Genomic DNA, 16,446 nt, shown 5'->3' on the forward strand with positions numbered 1-16,446 from the left:
ACAGCACCATTACTTAGCCAGATCATCCAGTTTCATTTGTAACGTTTGGCTACCATCATCTGCTTGTTGCGCTTCAGTATATGCAGCATAAGCCCCTTCTGTATCGCCTTTACGCTGAAGAATATCACCTTTAAGCTCAGCTACTCGGCCAACCCAGCCTTCATCAGTGATGGCTGACAAGTCAGAAATCGCCGCATCAAATTGACCTTGCTCCGCTTTCAAGCGCGCAAGGCGGAAAGAAATAACTGAAGTTAGAGCTTGATCATCCGTCGCTGTTTTTGCCCACTCTAGTTGTGCGAGTGCTTCATCTAAGTTCCCCGCTTCAACCTGAACCTTCGCCAATTGTAATGCTGCCAATACCGCATACTGAGTCTCTTTGTTAGCATCAATGAAGCTTTGAAGAGCACCTTCACCCTCAGCACCTTTGGCCGCCAATTCCTGAACCGCTTGGGTGTAACTTTCAGATGCAGCTTCTTGCGCCTGGGTCATCGTATCTTGATAATAGCGCCAACCAAATAGACCACCTAAGCCGATAACCGCACCAAAGATCACGGCTTTACCGTTCTCTTTCCACCAATCTTTGATCGCTTCTACTTGTTGTTCTTCAGTATCGTAGAGTTCCACTTCCTGTCCTCTTAAATCTAAAAAGTGGTGACTATAATCACCACTTCAAATTTGAATGCGTTTAAACCAACTCTGCCAGCTTAGCTGCTACGTCTGCTTGGCCGTAAGTTTCTTGAGTGCCGCCAATCAAGTCTTTCAGTACCACAGTGTTATCTGCGACTTCGTTCTCACCAAGAACTAGTGCCACCGCTGCACCGACCTTGTCAGCACGCTTAAATTGTTTCTTAAAGTTACCACCACCAAAGTGGCTCATAACACGTAATCCAGTGACTTGTTCACGTAGTGATTCGGCTAGCTTCATACCCGCGAGCATTGTACCTTCGCCTGCCGTTACCACATAAACATCAACGCTACGACGAACTTCTGTGAGCTCTAACGTTTCTAGCATGAGAACCAAACGCTCCAGGCCCATTGCAAAGCCAACTGCAGGTGTTGCTTTTCCGCCTAACTGTTCGACTAGACCATCGTAACGACCACCACCACATACGGTGCCCTGCGCACCCAAGCTTTCTGTAATCCACTCAAACACCGTACGATTGTAGTAATCAAGACCGCGAACCAGACGCTCGTTAACTGTGTATTCGATACCTGCCGCGTCAAGAAGTTCACAAAGACCTGCAAAATGTTGTTTTGATTCTTCGCCAAGGTAATCAGATAAACGTGGTGCATCACCTAGAATCGCTTGTACATCTGGGTTCTTAGTATCCAGTACACGCAGCGGGTTAGTGTGCATACGACGTTTACAATCGTCATCCAGAATGTCAATGTGTTGCTCTAGGAAGGCAATCAGTGCAGTGCGGTAGTTCGCGCGATCTTCCAGTGAACCAATTGAGTTCAGCTCTAGACGAACATGCTTATCAATACCAAGCTCACGCCATAGACGAGCCGTCATCATGATAAGTTCTGCATCAACATCTGGGCCGTCTAGACCAAATACCTCAACACCACATTGGTGGAATTGACGGTAACGACCTTTTTGTGGACGCTCGTGACGGAACATTGGACCCATGTACCATAGGCGCTGCTCATCACGGTTGAGCAGGCTGTTTTCAATACAAGAACGTACACAGCCAGCCGTGCCCTCTGGGCGAAGGGTTAAGCTGTCGCCGTTGCGGTCTTCAAATGTGTACATCTCTTTTTCAACCACATCGGTCACTTCACCGATAGCGCGACTGAATAGATGAGTCATCTCAACGATTGGCATGCGCACTTCGTTGTAACCGTAGGCGCTGATTACGTTCTTCACTGTGTTCTCAAGTTTCTGCCACAGTGGTGATTGAGTTGGAAGGCAGTCGTTCATGCCTCGAATTGCTTGGATTTTCTTTGCCACAGTTATCTACCGTAAAAAATAGTTACCGTAATTTGGGTTACGTTGAGATTAATCTTGTACTTTGACGTCGATGCGGTTTGCTTCGTCTAATGTTGAAGCTTTTGCGCGAATTTTAGCTTCTAGCTGGTCAACAAGGTCGTTATTGTCAAAACGCTCTTTCTGACGTTTACCGTCTTCGTAGAATGCGCTCTTCTTGTTACTTCCTGCTAAGCCTAAATGAGACACTTCTGCTTCACCCGGACCATTGACCACACAGCCAATAATGGACACATCCATCGGCGTAATCACGTCTTCTAGACGCTGCTCTAGTGCATTCACTGTACCGATCACATCAAATTCTTGGCGCGAACAGCTTGGGCAAGCAATAAAGTTAATACCGCGAGAGCGAATACGTAGCGACTTTAGAATATCAAAACCGACTTTGATCTCTTCAACAGGATCCGCCGCAAGAGAGATACGCAGCGTGTCGCCAATTCCTTCTGCCAACAGCATCCCGAGACCAACAGAAGATTTTACCGCGCCAGCTCGTGCGCCGCCTGCTTCAGTAATACCTAAGTGAAGCGGCTGATCGATCTTCTTCGCTAGTAAACGATAGGAATCGACAGCAAGGAAAACATCTGAAGCTTTCACACTGACTTTAAACTGGTCGAAGTTAAGACGATCAAGAATATCGACATGACGCATCGCAGACTCTACCAACGCCTCTGGAGTTGGTTCACCGTACTTCATCTGAATGTCTTTTTCTAGCGAGCCACCATTCACGCCGATGCGAATCGGAATGTTTTTGTCGCGCGCACAGTCAACCACTGAGCGGATACGGTCTTCGTTACCGATATTGCCCGGATTGATACGTAAACAGTCTACGCCGTACTCCGCCACTTTTAGCGCGATACGATAGTCAAAATGAATATCCGCTACGAGTGGGATGTTCACTTGCTGCTTAATCTGTTTGAATGCTTCCGCAGCATCCATGGTAGGCACAGATACGCGAACGATATCAGCACCGACATTTTCCAGTGATTTAATTTGAGCAACAGTCGCTTCAACGTCTGTTGTTCTAGTGTTAGTCATCGACTGCACAGCAATCGGTGCACCGTCACCAATAGGTACGTCGCCCACATGGATACGAGTCGATGGGCGACGTTTGATAGGAGATTCGTATTGCATAGTAATTTTTTAAGGTAAGTTGAATCTTGCTACTTTGCCTGAAGTATACCCAGAAAGGTCGACAGGTTCACTCGCTAATGTCATTGAAACGTTTTCAGGAGCACCCAAAATCACTTTATAAGGCCTTTCACCGCTCACTTGTAAATCTTGACCTGCTTTCTTAATACCTGTCGCTAGCGTTTTACCTGTTGCATCTTTTACCTGAATCCAGCAGTCATCAATGAATGACATTTCAAGCAAATTAGCCACGATGGCAGGTGGAGAAGTCTCAACAACGTTATTCTCTTGTTGATTCGGTTCCACAGCGGCAACCGGGTCAGCAGCTTCTCTGCTCACTGTTTCGGCTTTCACTGGCTCATTCACCTGCTGCACTGTTTCAATTGACGGTTCAACAACTTCTGAGTCAGGCTCTGACACCCCGACTTGTACTGGAGTTGTTACTTCTTCAAGCGGTTGTTCAACAACTGGCTTTGTCTCTACCGAATCATTAATTAGGCTTGGCTCAACCGCTGTAAAATCCAACTCACTATTTTCAGCCAGTTCTTGCTCTATCTTCTTTTCTTGTTCAGTCACAGCGGTCAGTTCAACAACACTGTTCTCTTGATTTTGCCACCACCAAACAGAAGAGATACCTACGATAATGGCAAAAATACCCCATGTGAGGGTCATAATGCGGCTATCATGCTTTTCTTTGTTGGTCTTTTGAGAAAAGCTTTGCATCTCGTGTTCTTCATACTGTGCCTCACCGCAATCGTCTAGTGCGCACAACACCACAGATTCTTTGATACCGACAACGCGAGCATAAGAACGCAGATAACCACGAGTGAAGGTCGCCACCTGCTCACTCTCAAACTGATTAGATTCGATGTTTTCGATAATAGAGCGACGTAGACGTAATCGATCAGCCACTTGCTGCTGTGTAAGCCCAAGTTCTTCTCGTTTTCGTTTTAAAAGCGTACCCGCTTCAATTCTTTCGATATTGTTATCTTCTTCAACCGGTGTCTTTGTTTGCTGTTCAGCACTCATTTTTATACTGTCTCTTTTCAGGGGATACCAAACCAATTGCACATTTGTTGTTTTTCGTTAGTGGTGCTGGTTTTGTTCAGAATCCAAAATCTTTGAGGATGATACCTCACCATATTATGCAAAAGTGCTTCGCTCAAATCTAAGAGGCATTAACCCTAAAGCACTAAAGTTTAATTCTAATAGATATCAGAGATGAAACAACATAGAAAAGGCGCATAAATTACAAGCAGCTCAAGGTTTTTCCTGATTTTGACATTATTTAGCAATACCAATTTACAAAAAAGCCAGAGCAGAGCTCTGGCTTTTTTGTCAAAACACTCGATTAGACTGCTTTAACGTCAATGGTTTCACCTTTTGCCGCTCGAAGCATTGCAGTCCGTTTAGTACGATCGATAACATCCCCAACCAACTGACCACAAGCTGCATCAATATCATCACCTCGCGTCTTGCGCACAGTGACAGTATGGTCGTACTGCATCAACGTTTTCTGGAAACGGTCAATGCGTGAGTTACTTGGCTTTTTGTAAGGGGACCCCGGGTAAGGGTTAAACGGGATCAGGTTGATCTTACATGGTGTATCTTTCATCAGCTCCGCCAATTCACGTGCATGGTCCATATCATCGTTCACATGGTCCAGTAGCACGTATTCCACGGTCACTTTACCGCGGTTCGCATTGGAAGAAGCAATGTAACGACGTACCGATGCTAAGAAATCTTGAATATCCCAACGGTCGTTGATGGGCATGATTTCACTGCGCAGCTTATCGTTTGGTGCGTGAAGAGAGATTGCCAACGCGACATCAATTTGACCTGTCATTTGATCTAGACCCGATACCACACCAGAAGTCGATACCGTGACGCGACGTTTCGATAGACCAAAACCTAGATCATCCAACATCAACTCCAGTGCTGGGATCAGGTTTTTCATGTTTAGCAGTGGCTCACCCATACCCATCATCACAACGTTAGTGATAGGGCGACGGCCAGTCTCTTTTTCCAAACCGATTTCACGTGCTGCACGCCACACCTGACCAATAATCTCAGAGACTTTCAGGTTACGGTTAAAGCCTTGCTGAGCGGTGGAACAGAACTTACATTCCAATGCACAACCTACCTGAGACGACACACACAAAGTCGCACGATCATCTTCAGGAATATAAACCGTTTCTACGTCCTGGTCGCCAACCTTCATCGCCCACTTAATTGTGCCGTCTGAAGAGTGTTGAGCTTCCGCCACCACAGGGGCTTTAATCTCACAGCGATGGATCAGCTTCTCACGCAGCTTCTTGTTAATGTTAGTCATTTTCTCGAAGTCATCGACACCAAAATGGTAGATCCACTTCATCACCTGCTCGGCACGAAATGCTTTCTCACCAAGCTCTTCAGCAAAAAACTTGCGCATTCCTTGGCGATCAAAGTCGAGTAGATTGATTTTTTCAGTGGTCATGTGGCCTCACGAAACGACGTAACATTAATTAAGGGCGCGAATTGTACAGCCTTTATTCAGCGACAACAAGAGTTCTAACACCCTGTATTTTTTAAGGCATTAATATCTCAGTGATTAAATTTTATACAAAAACAATCAACCCGCCAAATCGGCGGGTTGCGGTTAACGGGAGACTTGTTTTATCTGCTCAACAATCGCTTTTAAACCATTGCCTCGCGATGGACTGAGATGAGCAATGAGACCCAATTTTTCAAAGTACTCATCAATATTGAATGCCTGAATTTCTTCGCTGGTTTTGCCATCATAAGCCGCCATAACGAGCGCAATAAGGCCTCGCACAATACGTGCGTCGGAGTCTGCGCAAAAATGCCACACACCATCAAGATTTTCACTCACTAGCCAAACCTGGCTTTCACAGCCTGAAACCGTGACTTGCTCAGACTTCAGCTCATCGGGCATCACAGGAAGTTTCTTTCCCCACTGAATGACCTGACGATAACGTTCTTCCCAGCCTTTAAAGCCTTGCATAGTCGTAACGATGTCTTCTGATTGAATATCAGTGCCAAAAGGTGACTGTGGGAATGAGGGCATAATAATCTCCAAACGAACTATTTACGGTATTTCTGAATCAGCTTCTCGACAATTCGCGAAACTGCCACAAAGCCGAACGTTGCGGTGACAACCGTCGCCGCTCCAAATCCACTGACACAGTCCATACGTTTTGGCCCTTCCGCTGTAGATTTAACACCGCACACACTGCCGTCTGGCTGAGGGTACTTTAGTTGTTCAGTTGAAAATACACACTCAATACCAAACTTACGCTGCGGATTCTTGGGGAAATTGTGGTGACGACGCAAAGTATCTTTGATTTTTTTCGCCAATGGGTCTTGGATAGTTTTCGTCAGGTCCGCAACTTGGATCTGGGTTGGGTCGACTTGCCCACCCGCACCGCCAGTAGTGATCACTTTAATCTTATTGCTACGACAATACGCCAGCAATGAAGCTTTCGCTTTCACGCTGTCGATCGCATCAAGCACGTAATCAAACTCTTTTGACAGATATTCTTGCTGGTTATCTGGCGTAATAAAGTCATCAATCAGGTTTACTTTACACTCCGGATTGATAAGCTTGACGCGTTCGGCCATAACTTCAATCTTGCTCTGTCCCACCGTACCGCTCATGGCATGGATCTGACGGTTGATGTTGGTAACACAGACATCATCCATATCAATCAAGGTCAACTCACCGACACCTGTACGGGCCAATGCTTCAACCGCCCAAGAGCCTACTCCACCAATACCGATTACGCAGACATGCGCAGCGCGCAAAATCTCAACTTCACTATTACCGTAAAGACGGCGTGTGCCACCAAAACGTTGGTTGTAATTATCAGAAGCTGGAGTGTCGAGTTCACGCATATGGGTATTCCGCAAGGTACAAAAACAAAGAGTGCGATTTATACGCACTCTTAATTAAAAAGTCTAGATGAAGCTATTGTAGCTTTTCTGGAGGCAATGCCCAAGGAGCCTGAGTTGACGAGTTTTCCAGTCCCAGCTTCCAGACTCGGCCAAAGTGCTTATAGTGACCCGCCTCAGTACCTGCTCTCGGCCCCATACCATGGTATAGATCGAGGTGGTTCTGCTTCACCGCCCCTCCAGTATCAAGAACAATCAGTAGACGTAACTGATGCGCACCACTCCAAGTGCCATCGGCATTGAGCAATGGCACTTCAGCAAGAATAGGCGTTCCCATAGGGAAAATTGAACGGTCACCCGCCACCGATGCCATTGGCAGTAATGGGATCCCAGCAGTACCTGTCACTGGAGCGTCCGCTCGGGGCTCAAAGAACACATAAGATGGATTCTGTTCAAGTAACTCACGAACGGTCGTTTCATCATTTGCCAACACCCACTCTTTAATCGCTTTGAGCGACATTTTTTCGCGCGGGACTTGGTCTCGCTCAATCAACACCTTACCAATACTGACGTAAGCTTTGTTGTTTTTCCCACCGTAGGCAAAATACTCCAGCGTATCGTCATCTTCAAAATGAACAAAACCACTGCCCTGCACTTCCATCAAAAATGGGTCGATCATATTCGCCGCATAACCTAATTCCAGCCCTTGCCCTTCTAATGCGCCATCATAAATTTGAGCACGCGTCGGGCAATCAGCGTCACACTCTGGTTTGCCATAGACAGGGTATTTGTAGGTTTCATTCGGTTCGTGGCGCAATTCCATCACCGGTGAGAAATAGCCGGTAAACAAGACGTTACCTTGCTTATCACCGCCGCCTAGCTGGGCAGTTTGAATGCCATAGTCAGCTAACTGCGCAGGATCACCACTCTGTAATACCCATTCATTGAGCTTTTCATACAAAGGCTGATAAACCCGAGCCATAGAAGGTGAGTTTTCAACGACTTGTTGAGATTGTTTGGTAAATTCAGTGAAATCCCGTGGTTTGTCCGATTCTACAACTGCGGTTTTATTCAGAATCGAATTAAATTCACCATCAAGATATTGTTGAGCACGATCGTGCGGTTGTGCACAGCCAAACAGAACACTGGCTGCCACAATTGGAAGATATTTTTTGAACACAGGTTTATTCCTTACAAGCCTGCTATAAAGGATGACAAACTCAAACGGTTAGCGCAATCAGATAGATGTTAACGAAGGTTATTTTTGGACTTTTCTGACAATTGATAAACGGGCTGATAATGCGGTTCAGAAATCAATCTCATCTGACTGAAACTCGTATCAAGCATTTGGTAACGACGCTTTTTCTCTCCTACCTGAAACTCCACATAACTTCCATTAAAGCGGTATCGGGTGTTGACCACACCACCATCAATGACTACTCCAGTTTCATTCAGTACAAAGCTATCTGCAGAGTAAGGTGCGACGCCCTGTTCAATCCATGTTCCATAGACCATAGAATTAGGGTGCTTGATGATTTGATATCGATCGTAAAGCGCTTTGGATACAAAGATGAAAGCGATAGACACTGCAATAGCGACTGCCAACAATCCTCTCTCCAACGATTTTTTCTTTTTCAAATTCAACGCCCACTATGAACTTCATTTACCATCTAATGATAAGTTTAACTATTATGTCAAGTGTTAACCTAATTACTTAACTTTGCTTGAAATAAAAATCAACCTCCCCCACTCATAGCACTTGAAAATATCTCCAGCTATTGAGTTGATACGTTTTTTAGCTCTCTACCTCAAAAACCCCTTGCTGCCAGAAGAATAAAATTGCAATATAATCACATATAAATTCATTAGTATTGGGTAAATAGTGAAGATCCGTAATACCGCTTTAGTCAAAGGCTTTCGTCAATCAGCCCCATACGTTAACGCCCACCGTGGCAAAACCATGGTCATCATGCTGGGTGGCGAAGCGGTTGCTGATAATAATTTTGCAAATATCATCAGTGATTTAGCACTACTTCACAGCTTGGGAGTCAAGGTGGTTCTCGTTCATGGTGCGCGTCCACAAATCAATCGAATTTTGGACCGATGCCAACATGAAACGCCTTATCACAAAGGCATTCGTATTACCGATGAAACTAGTCTAGATATCGTCATGCAAGCCGCTGGGCAACTTCAGTTGTCCATCACTGCACAGCTATCGATGAGCCTAGGAAATACACCTATGGCTGGTACTCAGCTTAATGTCGTCAGTGGTAACTTTGTCATCGCGCAGCCACTTGGCATCGATGATGGAGTGGATTACTGCCACAGTGGTCGAATTCGTCGAATAGATGTAGAAGGTATAAACCGTACACTCGACCAAGGTTCCATTGTTTTACTTGGACCTATTGCCAGCTCAGTAACTGGTGAATCCTTCAACCTTTTATCCGAAGAAGTCGCAACACAAGTTGCCCTCAAATTGCATGCCGATAAATTAATTGGTTTCTGTTCGGAGCAAGGGGTCATTGATGAAAATGGCAATGCTGTCGCTGAGCTTTTCCCGCGAGAAGCAGAGCTGTTTCTCGAAAAGCTTGAACAAGACAGCGACCATAGCGAAGACAGTGGCTCTGGCACTGTTCGCTTCCTTCGTGCAGCCACCACAGCCTGTCGAGCAGGCGTCCCACGCAGTCATTTGGTGAGTTATAAAGTCGATGGTGCCTTGATTCAAGAACTGTTCTCCTTAGATGGCATTGGTACTCAAATCGTAAGAGCGAGTGCTGAGCAAGTTCGTCAGGCTAACATTGACGATATTGGCGGAATACTAGATTTAATTCGTCCTCTAGAAGAACAACGTGTGCTGGTAAGGCGCTCTCGCGAGCAGCTTGAACAAGAGATTCATCAGTTCACCATCATCGAAAAAGATGGCCTGATCATCGGCTGCGCAGCGCTTTACCCATACACTCAGGAAAGAATGGCAGAAATGGCGTGTGTCGCCATTCATCCAGAATATCGTGATGGCAACCGTGGCGTTTTGCTGCTCAACCACATCAAATTACAGTCGAAGGCTCAAGGGATTAAGCATATTTTCATCCTGACGACTCGCAGCCTGCATTGGTTCCGCGAACAAGGTTTTCATGAAATGTCGGTTGATTTTCTCCCTTCGCAAAAGCAGAACCTTTACAACTATCAGAGAAGGTCAAAAATTTTAGCTATTGAACTGTAATGCATATTGTCGAGACAATGAGTTAGATAATGTCTTTATCCGACATAACTACCGAAACCCTGCTGTATCGATTGAGGCCCATTTTTTCGCTTTATTTTGTTGCATTAACTGGTTAAAATTCGAGCTCCCCAATAACCCGCTACGGAAAAAGGGGAGCCCGATTGGACTCGTCTTCAACTTACAGGCGCCTGAGCCTGATAAGTCGCACGGATTGCTTGAGGTAGATAACAACGTCACTAAGAGCAAATGACCGATGAAAACCATCATCTGTAACTCGATCCAGAGTTTCTGGGATATGGCTGATAACGAACTTCTGGAAGGGCTAGACGTCCATTGCGTCTTCCCAGTCAGTAAGGGGTTAAAAGCATTTATATTGAACTACCAGCAGAAGTACGGCATCCGCAGTATCTCTTTTAGCAAGGCAATTCAATAACTTTTCTCAATAGCCATGGACGGTCATTGTTATAAACGGTTTACTAAGCCACTCGCTCTCTCGGTTCTGATCTTTACCCCTCGCGCCATCACTCTTTCATCCACATATAAACTCAATTTTTGTTTTGCACGCGTAATGCCCGTATAGATAAGCTCGCGAGTTAGAATTGGCGTAAACTCTGGTGGCAATATCATCAAGGTATGCTCAAATTCACTACCTTGTGATTTATGAATCGTCATCGCGTAAGCAGTTTCATGCTCTGGTACTCGGCTGGGAAGCACGGCTTTGACTGAGCCATCGGGAAGTTCGAAAAACACCTTCAGTCGCTCAACTCCCTCCGAGTTATCACGTAAGCAAAGACCAATATCACCATTGTACAAACCCAATGCGTGATCGTTACGTACTACCATAACGGGCCTTCCGTGGTACCAAATCTCGTCCTGAACCTGAATCATTTTACGTGCGTTTAAAGCTCGTTCTATGCGTTGATTAAGCCCAGAGATACCAAAGTCCCCTTCTCTAACGGCACACAGTAAACGGCATTTTGCGAACAGCCGCAGCGCATCTTTTGCACGCTGGTGACTGGTCTCTGACTGTTCGGTGTCAGGATCCACAACCACTTGTCCGATTCGCTTTAAATAATGACTGTATTCCTGTGCTAATGTTTGAATCATCTGACTGTAGTGCTGACCATCAATAGGAAATCTCGCTATGTCTTCGAAACCTCGCTGCCAGACCCAATCAACCTTTTGCATTGAGCCAGCATTGATCGCTTTCGCTAATTGTCCAATACCTGAGCGAGCATCAAATCGATAGCTCTTTTGCAACATGCACAGGCTGTCAGCAATAGTCGCGGTGGTATTGGAGGAGTGGGCCAGCGTCTGGTAGCCAGTAAGCTGAGCAATCACACTAGCATGAGACGCACTGTAGCCTTGTTGGTAAAAGGAACAAATGTCCCCCAGCACTGCCCCAGCTTCCACCGACGCGAGTTGATCTTTATCACCGAGCAATATCAAACGGGCATGTTTAGGCAGTGCATCGACCAGTTTGTACATCATAGGCAGATCCACCATAGAGGCTTCATCCACCACTAAAATATCGAGGTGCAGTGGATTGTGCTGGTTGTGACGAAATTCAACGCTGTTTGGAACAGCGCCTAGCAAGCGATGTAAAGTACTCGCGTCGGTTGGTATTTGCTCTTTAAGCGCAGGTTCAACGGGTAATTCTGCTACCGCCTTACCGATGGATTCCGTCAACCGCGCCGCCGCTTTACCTGTCGGAGCGACGAGTTTAATCGCCGGAGCATCGCCTGCTTGCTGAGCCTGAGTGATCAGGGCGGCAAGCAATTTCGTCACTGTGGTGGTTTTTCCAGTACCCGGACCACCAGAAATCACCGCAAAGCGCCGTGTCAATGCCACAGCGGCCGCTACCTTTTGCCAGTTAACACAGACCGTGACGGGTACCAGTTGATCCAGTACGTTCAAATGCTCTATTTTGGTCGCACTAAGGAGCTTTTGGTCTATGGTAGGCCAATCGAGTTGTTCACTGCTCACTACATCAAGATGATCGCAGACTAACTGCTGTCTAAGTACCTGTGTCGAGCTCCCATCAGATTGCGCGGAGGCAAGAGCAGTAAAGAGGTACCGATAGTTTCTGGCAAACAGGTGATTCAACAATTCTGCCAGTTTTTGAGCATCAGTAGGCTTTAGGATCATGGGTGACCCAAAGCTGTTCAAGCGATTTGCCAGCACCACTTCGTAATGCCAATAACGATGCAGGTAAAGTCGTTCACCGTCAAAAATCATTGGCGATGTCTGCCCTTGTTCCCCAACCAAAGATGAAGCCTGAAGTAGTGATGGCCAATCTGCCTTTTGTAGCATTTGATTAAGCTCGATAGCCGCATCACCAAACAACCCCAATTTAGCTGCCAAATCCACAGGCTGTCCGTAACTGTCAAACAGAGGCAAGCAAATATGCCCCTTACCTAACTCGCTGCTGAGAATTGCGGCAATAAAAGCAACGTATTCATTTTTACTTTGAGCAAGAATAAAACGAGAAAACTGATAATCAATCTGTCGGATTGAACCTTTGCTCGCCAGAGGCTGAAGAAACGAAAAGAGATCTTGCATGATTAGAGTAACTCCATCTGACCAGAGCTGGACTGTTTCGGTTCGATAGGACGCCCATCAATCAGGCTGTCCATGTCTTCGAGAAACTCAAGTGTCGGCCGTGCAGAGAAAATGCCGTGTTCACTTGCTCCATCCATACCGCGCAAAAATAGGTAATATACTCCGCCGAAGTGAGTCTGGTAATCGTAATTTGGTACGCGAGATCGCAGGAATCGGTGTAAAGCCAGCGCATAGATTTGATATTGGAGATCATAGCGGTGATCAGCCATTGCTGCTTTCAGGGCCTCGCCATGATAGTCAGCGACATTATCTCCAAGGTAATTGGATTTCCAGTCAAGTACGTAATACTTGCCCTGATGTTCAAACACCAAGTCAATAAAACCTTTCAGCATACCCTGTGTGGAATGAAAGCCCAGATCGCCAGCTTTGGCAGACAGAGGGTCATGACGCTGAATGACGCGATTCAATGCGGGCGCAGTCAGTATTTCAATCGGCAACAAGAACTCCATTTCAACTAAACGTTGAGCAGGCTGCTTTTGATTGAGTTTGAGTTGCTTACCATCTAACGGCGTTGCCAATACAGTATCGACGAGTTGTTGCAGTATCGGCAACCAAGCTAGGTCAAGCTGCTCACTTTCCATCAAATTAACAATGATGTCGCTATTACTGTCTGCGGTTGCCAATTCGGTAAACTCAACCTCTTCAAATAAGGTGTGAAGGAAGGTACCTGGTCTGGCACCTTTGGGGAAAGTAAAAATACTTTTCTCAGGCTCTAGCTGCTCTTCTTCCTGCTGCTCATCAGAAGAGTCGACATCCAACAACAAAATATCCGTCACAGCATCGTCAAAATGGTGGCTAGCTCCCTGCTTAACCAAACCGGAATAACTGGTGATCCGCCAATTCCGGTCAATTTCATTTTGCAATTCATTGGCGCGCAGGGCTTGCTTCTCCGCTTCTCTAACAACCAGCTTTTCATTCACACTCTCAGGTAAGTCCGCCAACCGGACACAACTCAACTGCTGAGCCTGCTGTTGTACTGCAGCGGTTAAATCGGCGATGCCGCCTGGCTGACCATTTTGTAATAAATACCCCATCGCACTGTGGTGCACGCCAGTCGGCTCTTTCGTCGAGCGACCATTGCGTAGCGGCGCCGCACCGACAAAGCAGCCATAAACCGCGCGGGTGAGCGCCACGTAGATCAAGCGCAGATCTTCCGCCAGCCGCTCCTTATCAGCTTGCTGTAATGAGGCGTCCTGTTTGGTGATATCCAGAATGGTTTTGTCTGAAGCACTATCGTAATACTTGGCTTCACTCGCCTCTCGATAGCTGAATACAAACGGCAAAAACACCAGATCGTATTCCAACCCTTTTGATTTGTGGATGGTGACAATCTGCACCAAATTGCGCTCCGATTCCAAACGCTGGATCTGCTCCTCACTTCCCCCGAGACCATTGCGGGCATCACTAATGGCCTGAGCCAACCAGCGCAGCAAACCGTGGTCACTGTCGAGCTCTTGGCTGGCTTGCTGAAGCAGCTCTCCTATGTGCATAAAGTCCGTCAGAGATCGCTCGCCATTATCTTCTTCAAGCAATCGTTCTGCGATGTGCCTTTTACTCATCACACTACGCAGCATCGGCAATACGCCACGTTGACTCCATAAACGGCGATACTCCTTAAACTCATTGATGGCATTTTCCCACTCATTTTCATCGTTATTGAGTTTGTCGAGAGTTCCGGCATCAAGAGCAAACAGCTCTGACGCAAGACTGGCTCTTAAAGCCCGGTCATTTTCCGGTGTAAGCACGGCTTGGAGTAATCGCTGTAGGTCTTCTGCCACCTGTGAGACAAATACGCTATCTCGGTTAGACAGATACACGCTGGCAATCCCCTGCTCTGCCAAGGCCTGTTTGATCATTCGACCTTCACTGCCGGTTCGAACCAACACAGCAATGTCTCCGGCCTGAATCGCGTGTTGAGACTTTCCATCATCAAAAAATGCACGCTCGCTCTGAGCCGCCGACAAAATATGATGGATTTCATCGGCACAGGCCTGCGCCATGGCTTGATGATATTCACCTTTCGCCAACGGCTTCTCTTCAGCTTCTTGTAACCAGTAAGTCATTGCCGGTTGACGCTGTCCATCTATCATCCACTGGCGTTTGTCTGCATTCGGGCTCGATTTAACCGGAAGAAACGGAATGTCATCGTCATAAACAAACGGGCTGCTCGGCGTTTCGAACACCTGGTTCACCGCCGCGACCATGTCTGAGCTCGACCGCCAGTTGGTACCAAGAGTGAAGTGAGAGGAGACCTGATTACGTGCCTTGATGTAGGTAAATATGTCCGCACCACGAAAACCGTAAATCGCCTGTTTGGGATCACCAATCATGAACAAACCGTACTGAGGGTGCTCAAGATAGATACGGCTGAATATGCTGTATTGAAGCGGGTCGGTATCCTGAAATTCATCGATCATGGCGACCGGATAGAGAGACCGGATTCGCTGCGTAAGCAGCTCACTATCATCTTCATCAATCGCTGCGGACAACTGAGTCAGCAGATCATCAAACGACAGCCACTGTTTCTGCTGCTTGGCCTTCGCCAACATCTCGCGGCACTGTTCAATGGCGTGTGCCAGCAGTGGTGCTTCAAGACTAATAGGTTTGGCGAGAAACTGCTCGATAGCAACAAAAGCAGGATGGCTTGGCGCCTGCCCTTTAGGGGTCTTATCTTGCAGGATATTCTGTGCAAACTTTTCTAGTTTATCCGGGTACTCATAGCCCGTGGTTTCACTCGCGGCCCAAATGTCTACCGTTTCAAGCCAAGCAGGCAATGATTTCTTGGTGTAGCTACGCTTGTTGACATCCGAGTCGCTGATAAGAGCAAGGTAGTCTTGTTGTCCTTCACGCCAAATTGCTTTGAGTTCAGCAATCTGTTTGAGGTTCTGGCTATGCAGGTCAGCCATACTGCCTTGCATAGCTGGCACTGAGAGCTGCAAAGGTGCCCCAGTTAAATAAGGGCTGATCTTTTTCAGCAGTTCGGCAGGCGCTCCCCAAATTCGGCGTACTTCACCGGCAAGATTAAGTGGTAGTGGGTAGAAATTACGTCGCCAGTAATCCGCCACAACCTGAGCTTTAAGGTGACTTTCATCAGTAATGAATTCGTTGTTAAATCGACTACCAGACTCAAACGCATTTTGAGTTAACATGCGCTGACAAAAGCCGTGAATTGTATAGACCGCCGCTTCGTCCATCTGCCTTTCCGCTTGAAGGAGAATTTCAGCCGCTTGAGAATGATCGTCAATGACTTCAAGCAAAGGTTGAATGACGGGATCACCGCTTTGACCACGAGAAAAGGCCAGCCGCGCATCATGAATTCGGGCTCGAATCCGGTCTCTCAATTCAGCGGTCGCGGCCTCGGTAAAGGTCACCACCAGAATTTGGTCTACCGTTAGCGGCTGCTGGTGTTTGCTCTCCGCACAGCCATGACCAAGCAGCAACCTGAGGTACAGACCAGCAATAGTGAAGGTTTTTCCGGTTCCGGCTGACGCCTCTATTAAACGCGCGCCATGAAGCGGAAAAGTCATGGTATCCAGTGACGTTACCATTGACGTGGATGTCATAAAATTCGTGCCCTTGATGCATTTATTCCAGA

Annotated in this window: 13 protein-coding genes; 2 read left to right on the top strand and 11 right to left on the bottom strand. The window is 46.8% G+C overall.

Going from position 1 to position 16,446, the window contains the following annotated elements:
• Positions 1 to 9 precede the first annotated feature (9 nt).
• The 9 genes from TW84_RS15510 to TW84_RS15550 form a co-directional block, all read right to left on the bottom strand.
• Positions 10 to 624 carry a YfgM family protein gene (locus TW84_RS15510; RefSeq protein WP_045976544.1) on the bottom strand — a complete coding sequence of 205 codons (615 nt, stop codon included), beginning with the start codon at positions 622 to 624 and terminating at the stop codon, positions 10 to 12.
• A gap of 61 nt (positions 625 to 685) precedes the next feature.
• Positions 686 to 1,954 carry a histidine--tRNA ligase gene (gene hisS / locus TW84_RS15515; RefSeq protein WP_045976545.1) on the bottom strand — a complete coding sequence of 423 codons (1,269 nt, stop codon included), beginning with the start codon at positions 1,952 to 1,954 and terminating at the stop codon, positions 686 to 688.
• 48 nt (positions 1,955 to 2,002) lie between these two features.
• Complete coding sequence (gene ispG / locus TW84_RS15520) at positions 2,003 to 3,121, bottom strand: flavodoxin-dependent (E)-4-hydroxy-3-methylbut-2-enyl-diphosphate synthase (RefSeq protein ID WP_045976546.1); 1,119 nt, start codon at positions 3,119 to 3,121, stop codon at positions 2,003 to 2,005.
• A gap of 9 nt (positions 3,122 to 3,130) precedes the next feature.
• A complete protein-coding gene (gene rodZ / locus TW84_RS15525; RefSeq protein ID WP_045976547.1) occupies positions 3,131 to 4,147 on the bottom strand; it encodes a cytoskeleton protein RodZ in 1,017 nt (338 codons plus the stop codon).
• A gap of 322 nt (positions 4,148 to 4,469) precedes the next feature.
• Positions 4,470 to 5,594, bottom strand: coding sequence for a dual-specificity RNA methyltransferase RlmN (gene rlmN / locus TW84_RS15530; RefSeq protein ID WP_045976548.1), 1,125 nt, complete (start codon positions 5,592 to 5,594; stop codon positions 4,470 to 4,472).
• Between the two features lie 162 nt (positions 5,595 to 5,756).
• A complete protein-coding gene (csdE, locus tag TW84_RS15535) occupies positions 5,757 to 6,185 on the bottom strand; it encodes a cysteine desulfurase sulfur acceptor subunit CsdE (protein WP_045976549.1) in 429 nt (142 codons plus the stop codon).
• Positions 6,186 to 6,202: 17 nt separating this feature from the next.
• On the bottom strand, positions 6,203 to 7,012 hold the full coding sequence (gene tcdA / locus TW84_RS15540; protein WP_045976550.1) for a tRNA cyclic N6-threonylcarbamoyladenosine(37) synthase TcdA: 810 nt from the start codon (positions 7,010 to 7,012) through the stop codon (positions 6,203 to 6,205).
• 73 nt (positions 7,013 to 7,085) lie between these two features.
• On the bottom strand, positions 7,086 to 8,189 hold the full coding sequence (gene mltA / locus TW84_RS15545; protein WP_045976551.1) for a murein transglycosylase A: 1,104 nt from the start codon (positions 8,187 to 8,189) through the stop codon (positions 7,086 to 7,088).
• Positions 8,190 to 8,257: 68 nt separating this feature from the next.
• Positions 8,258 to 8,647, bottom strand: coding sequence for a DUF2850 domain-containing protein (locus TW84_RS15550; RefSeq protein WP_045976552.1), 390 nt, complete (start codon positions 8,645 to 8,647; stop codon positions 8,258 to 8,260).
• A 244-nt stretch (positions 8,648 to 8,891) separates the two neighbouring features.
• Between TW84_RS15550 and argA the strand changes: the two genes are divergently transcribed.
• Both argA and TW84_RS15560 read left to right on the top strand, forming a co-directional pair.
• Positions 8,892 to 10,229, top strand: coding sequence for an amino-acid N-acetyltransferase (gene argA, locus TW84_RS15555; RefSeq protein ID WP_045976553.1), 1,338 nt, complete (start codon positions 8,892 to 8,894; stop codon positions 10,227 to 10,229).
• A 253-nt stretch (positions 10,230 to 10,482) separates the two neighbouring features.
• A complete protein-coding gene (locus tag TW84_RS15560) occupies positions 10,483 to 10,662 on the top strand; it encodes a hypothetical protein (RefSeq protein WP_045976554.1) in 180 nt (59 codons plus the stop codon).
• 29 nt (positions 10,663 to 10,691) lie between these two features.
• Here the strand turns inward: TW84_RS15560 and recD are convergent, their stop codons facing one another.
• The gene (recD, locus tag TW84_RS15565) at positions 10,692 to 12,791 is read right to left on the bottom strand and encodes an exodeoxyribonuclease V subunit alpha (RefSeq protein ID WP_045976555.1); all 2,100 of its coding nucleotides are present in this window, start codon (positions 12,789 to 12,791) and stop codon (positions 10,692 to 10,694) included.
• A 2-nt stretch (positions 12,792 to 12,793) separates the two neighbouring features.
• Positions 12,794 to 16,414 carry an exodeoxyribonuclease V subunit beta gene (recB, locus tag TW84_RS15570; protein ID WP_045976556.1) on the bottom strand — a complete coding sequence of 1,207 codons (3,621 nt, stop codon included), beginning with the start codon at positions 16,412 to 16,414 and terminating at the stop codon, positions 12,794 to 12,796.
• Positions 16,415 to 16,446: the final 32 nt, after the last annotated feature.

The organism is Vibrio neptunius (assembly GCF_000967495.1).
In the GTDB taxonomy this organism is placed as follows: domain Bacteria; phylum Pseudomonadota; class Gammaproteobacteria; order Enterobacterales; family Vibrionaceae; genus Vibrio; species Vibrio neptunius.

What these genes read in the sequence shown, in the direction of transcription:
- ispG (WP_045976546.1), bottom strand. Translation starts at nt 3,121, where the DNA reads ATGCAATACGAATCTCCTATCAAACGTCGCCCATCGACTCGTATCCAT.
- rodZ (WP_045976547.1), bottom strand. Translation starts at nt 4,147, where the DNA reads ATGAGTGCTGAACAGCAAACAAAGACACCGGTTGAAGAAGATAACAAT.
- rlmN (WP_045976548.1), bottom strand. Translation starts at nt 5,594, where the DNA reads ATGACCACTGAAAAAATCAATCTACTCGACTTTGATCGCCAAGGAATG.
- csdE (WP_045976549.1), bottom strand. Translation starts at nt 6,185, where the DNA reads ATGCCCTCATTCCCACAGTCACCTTTTGGCACTGATATTCAATCAGAA.
- tcdA (WP_045976550.1), bottom strand. Translation starts at nt 7,012, where the DNA reads ATGCGTGAACTCGACACTCCAGCTTCTGATAATTACAACCAACGTTTT.
- TW84_RS15560 (WP_045976554.1), top strand. Translation starts at nt 10,483, where the DNA reads ATGAAAACCATCATCTGTAACTCGATCCAGAGTTTCTGGGATATGGCT.
- recD (WP_045976555.1), bottom strand. Translation starts at nt 12,791, where the DNA reads ATGCAAGATCTCTTTTCGTTTCTTCAGCCTCTGGCGAGCAAAGGTTCA.
- recB (WP_045976556.1), bottom strand. Translation starts at nt 16,414, where the DNA reads ATGACATCCACGTCAATGGTAACGTCACTGGATACCATGACTTTTCCG.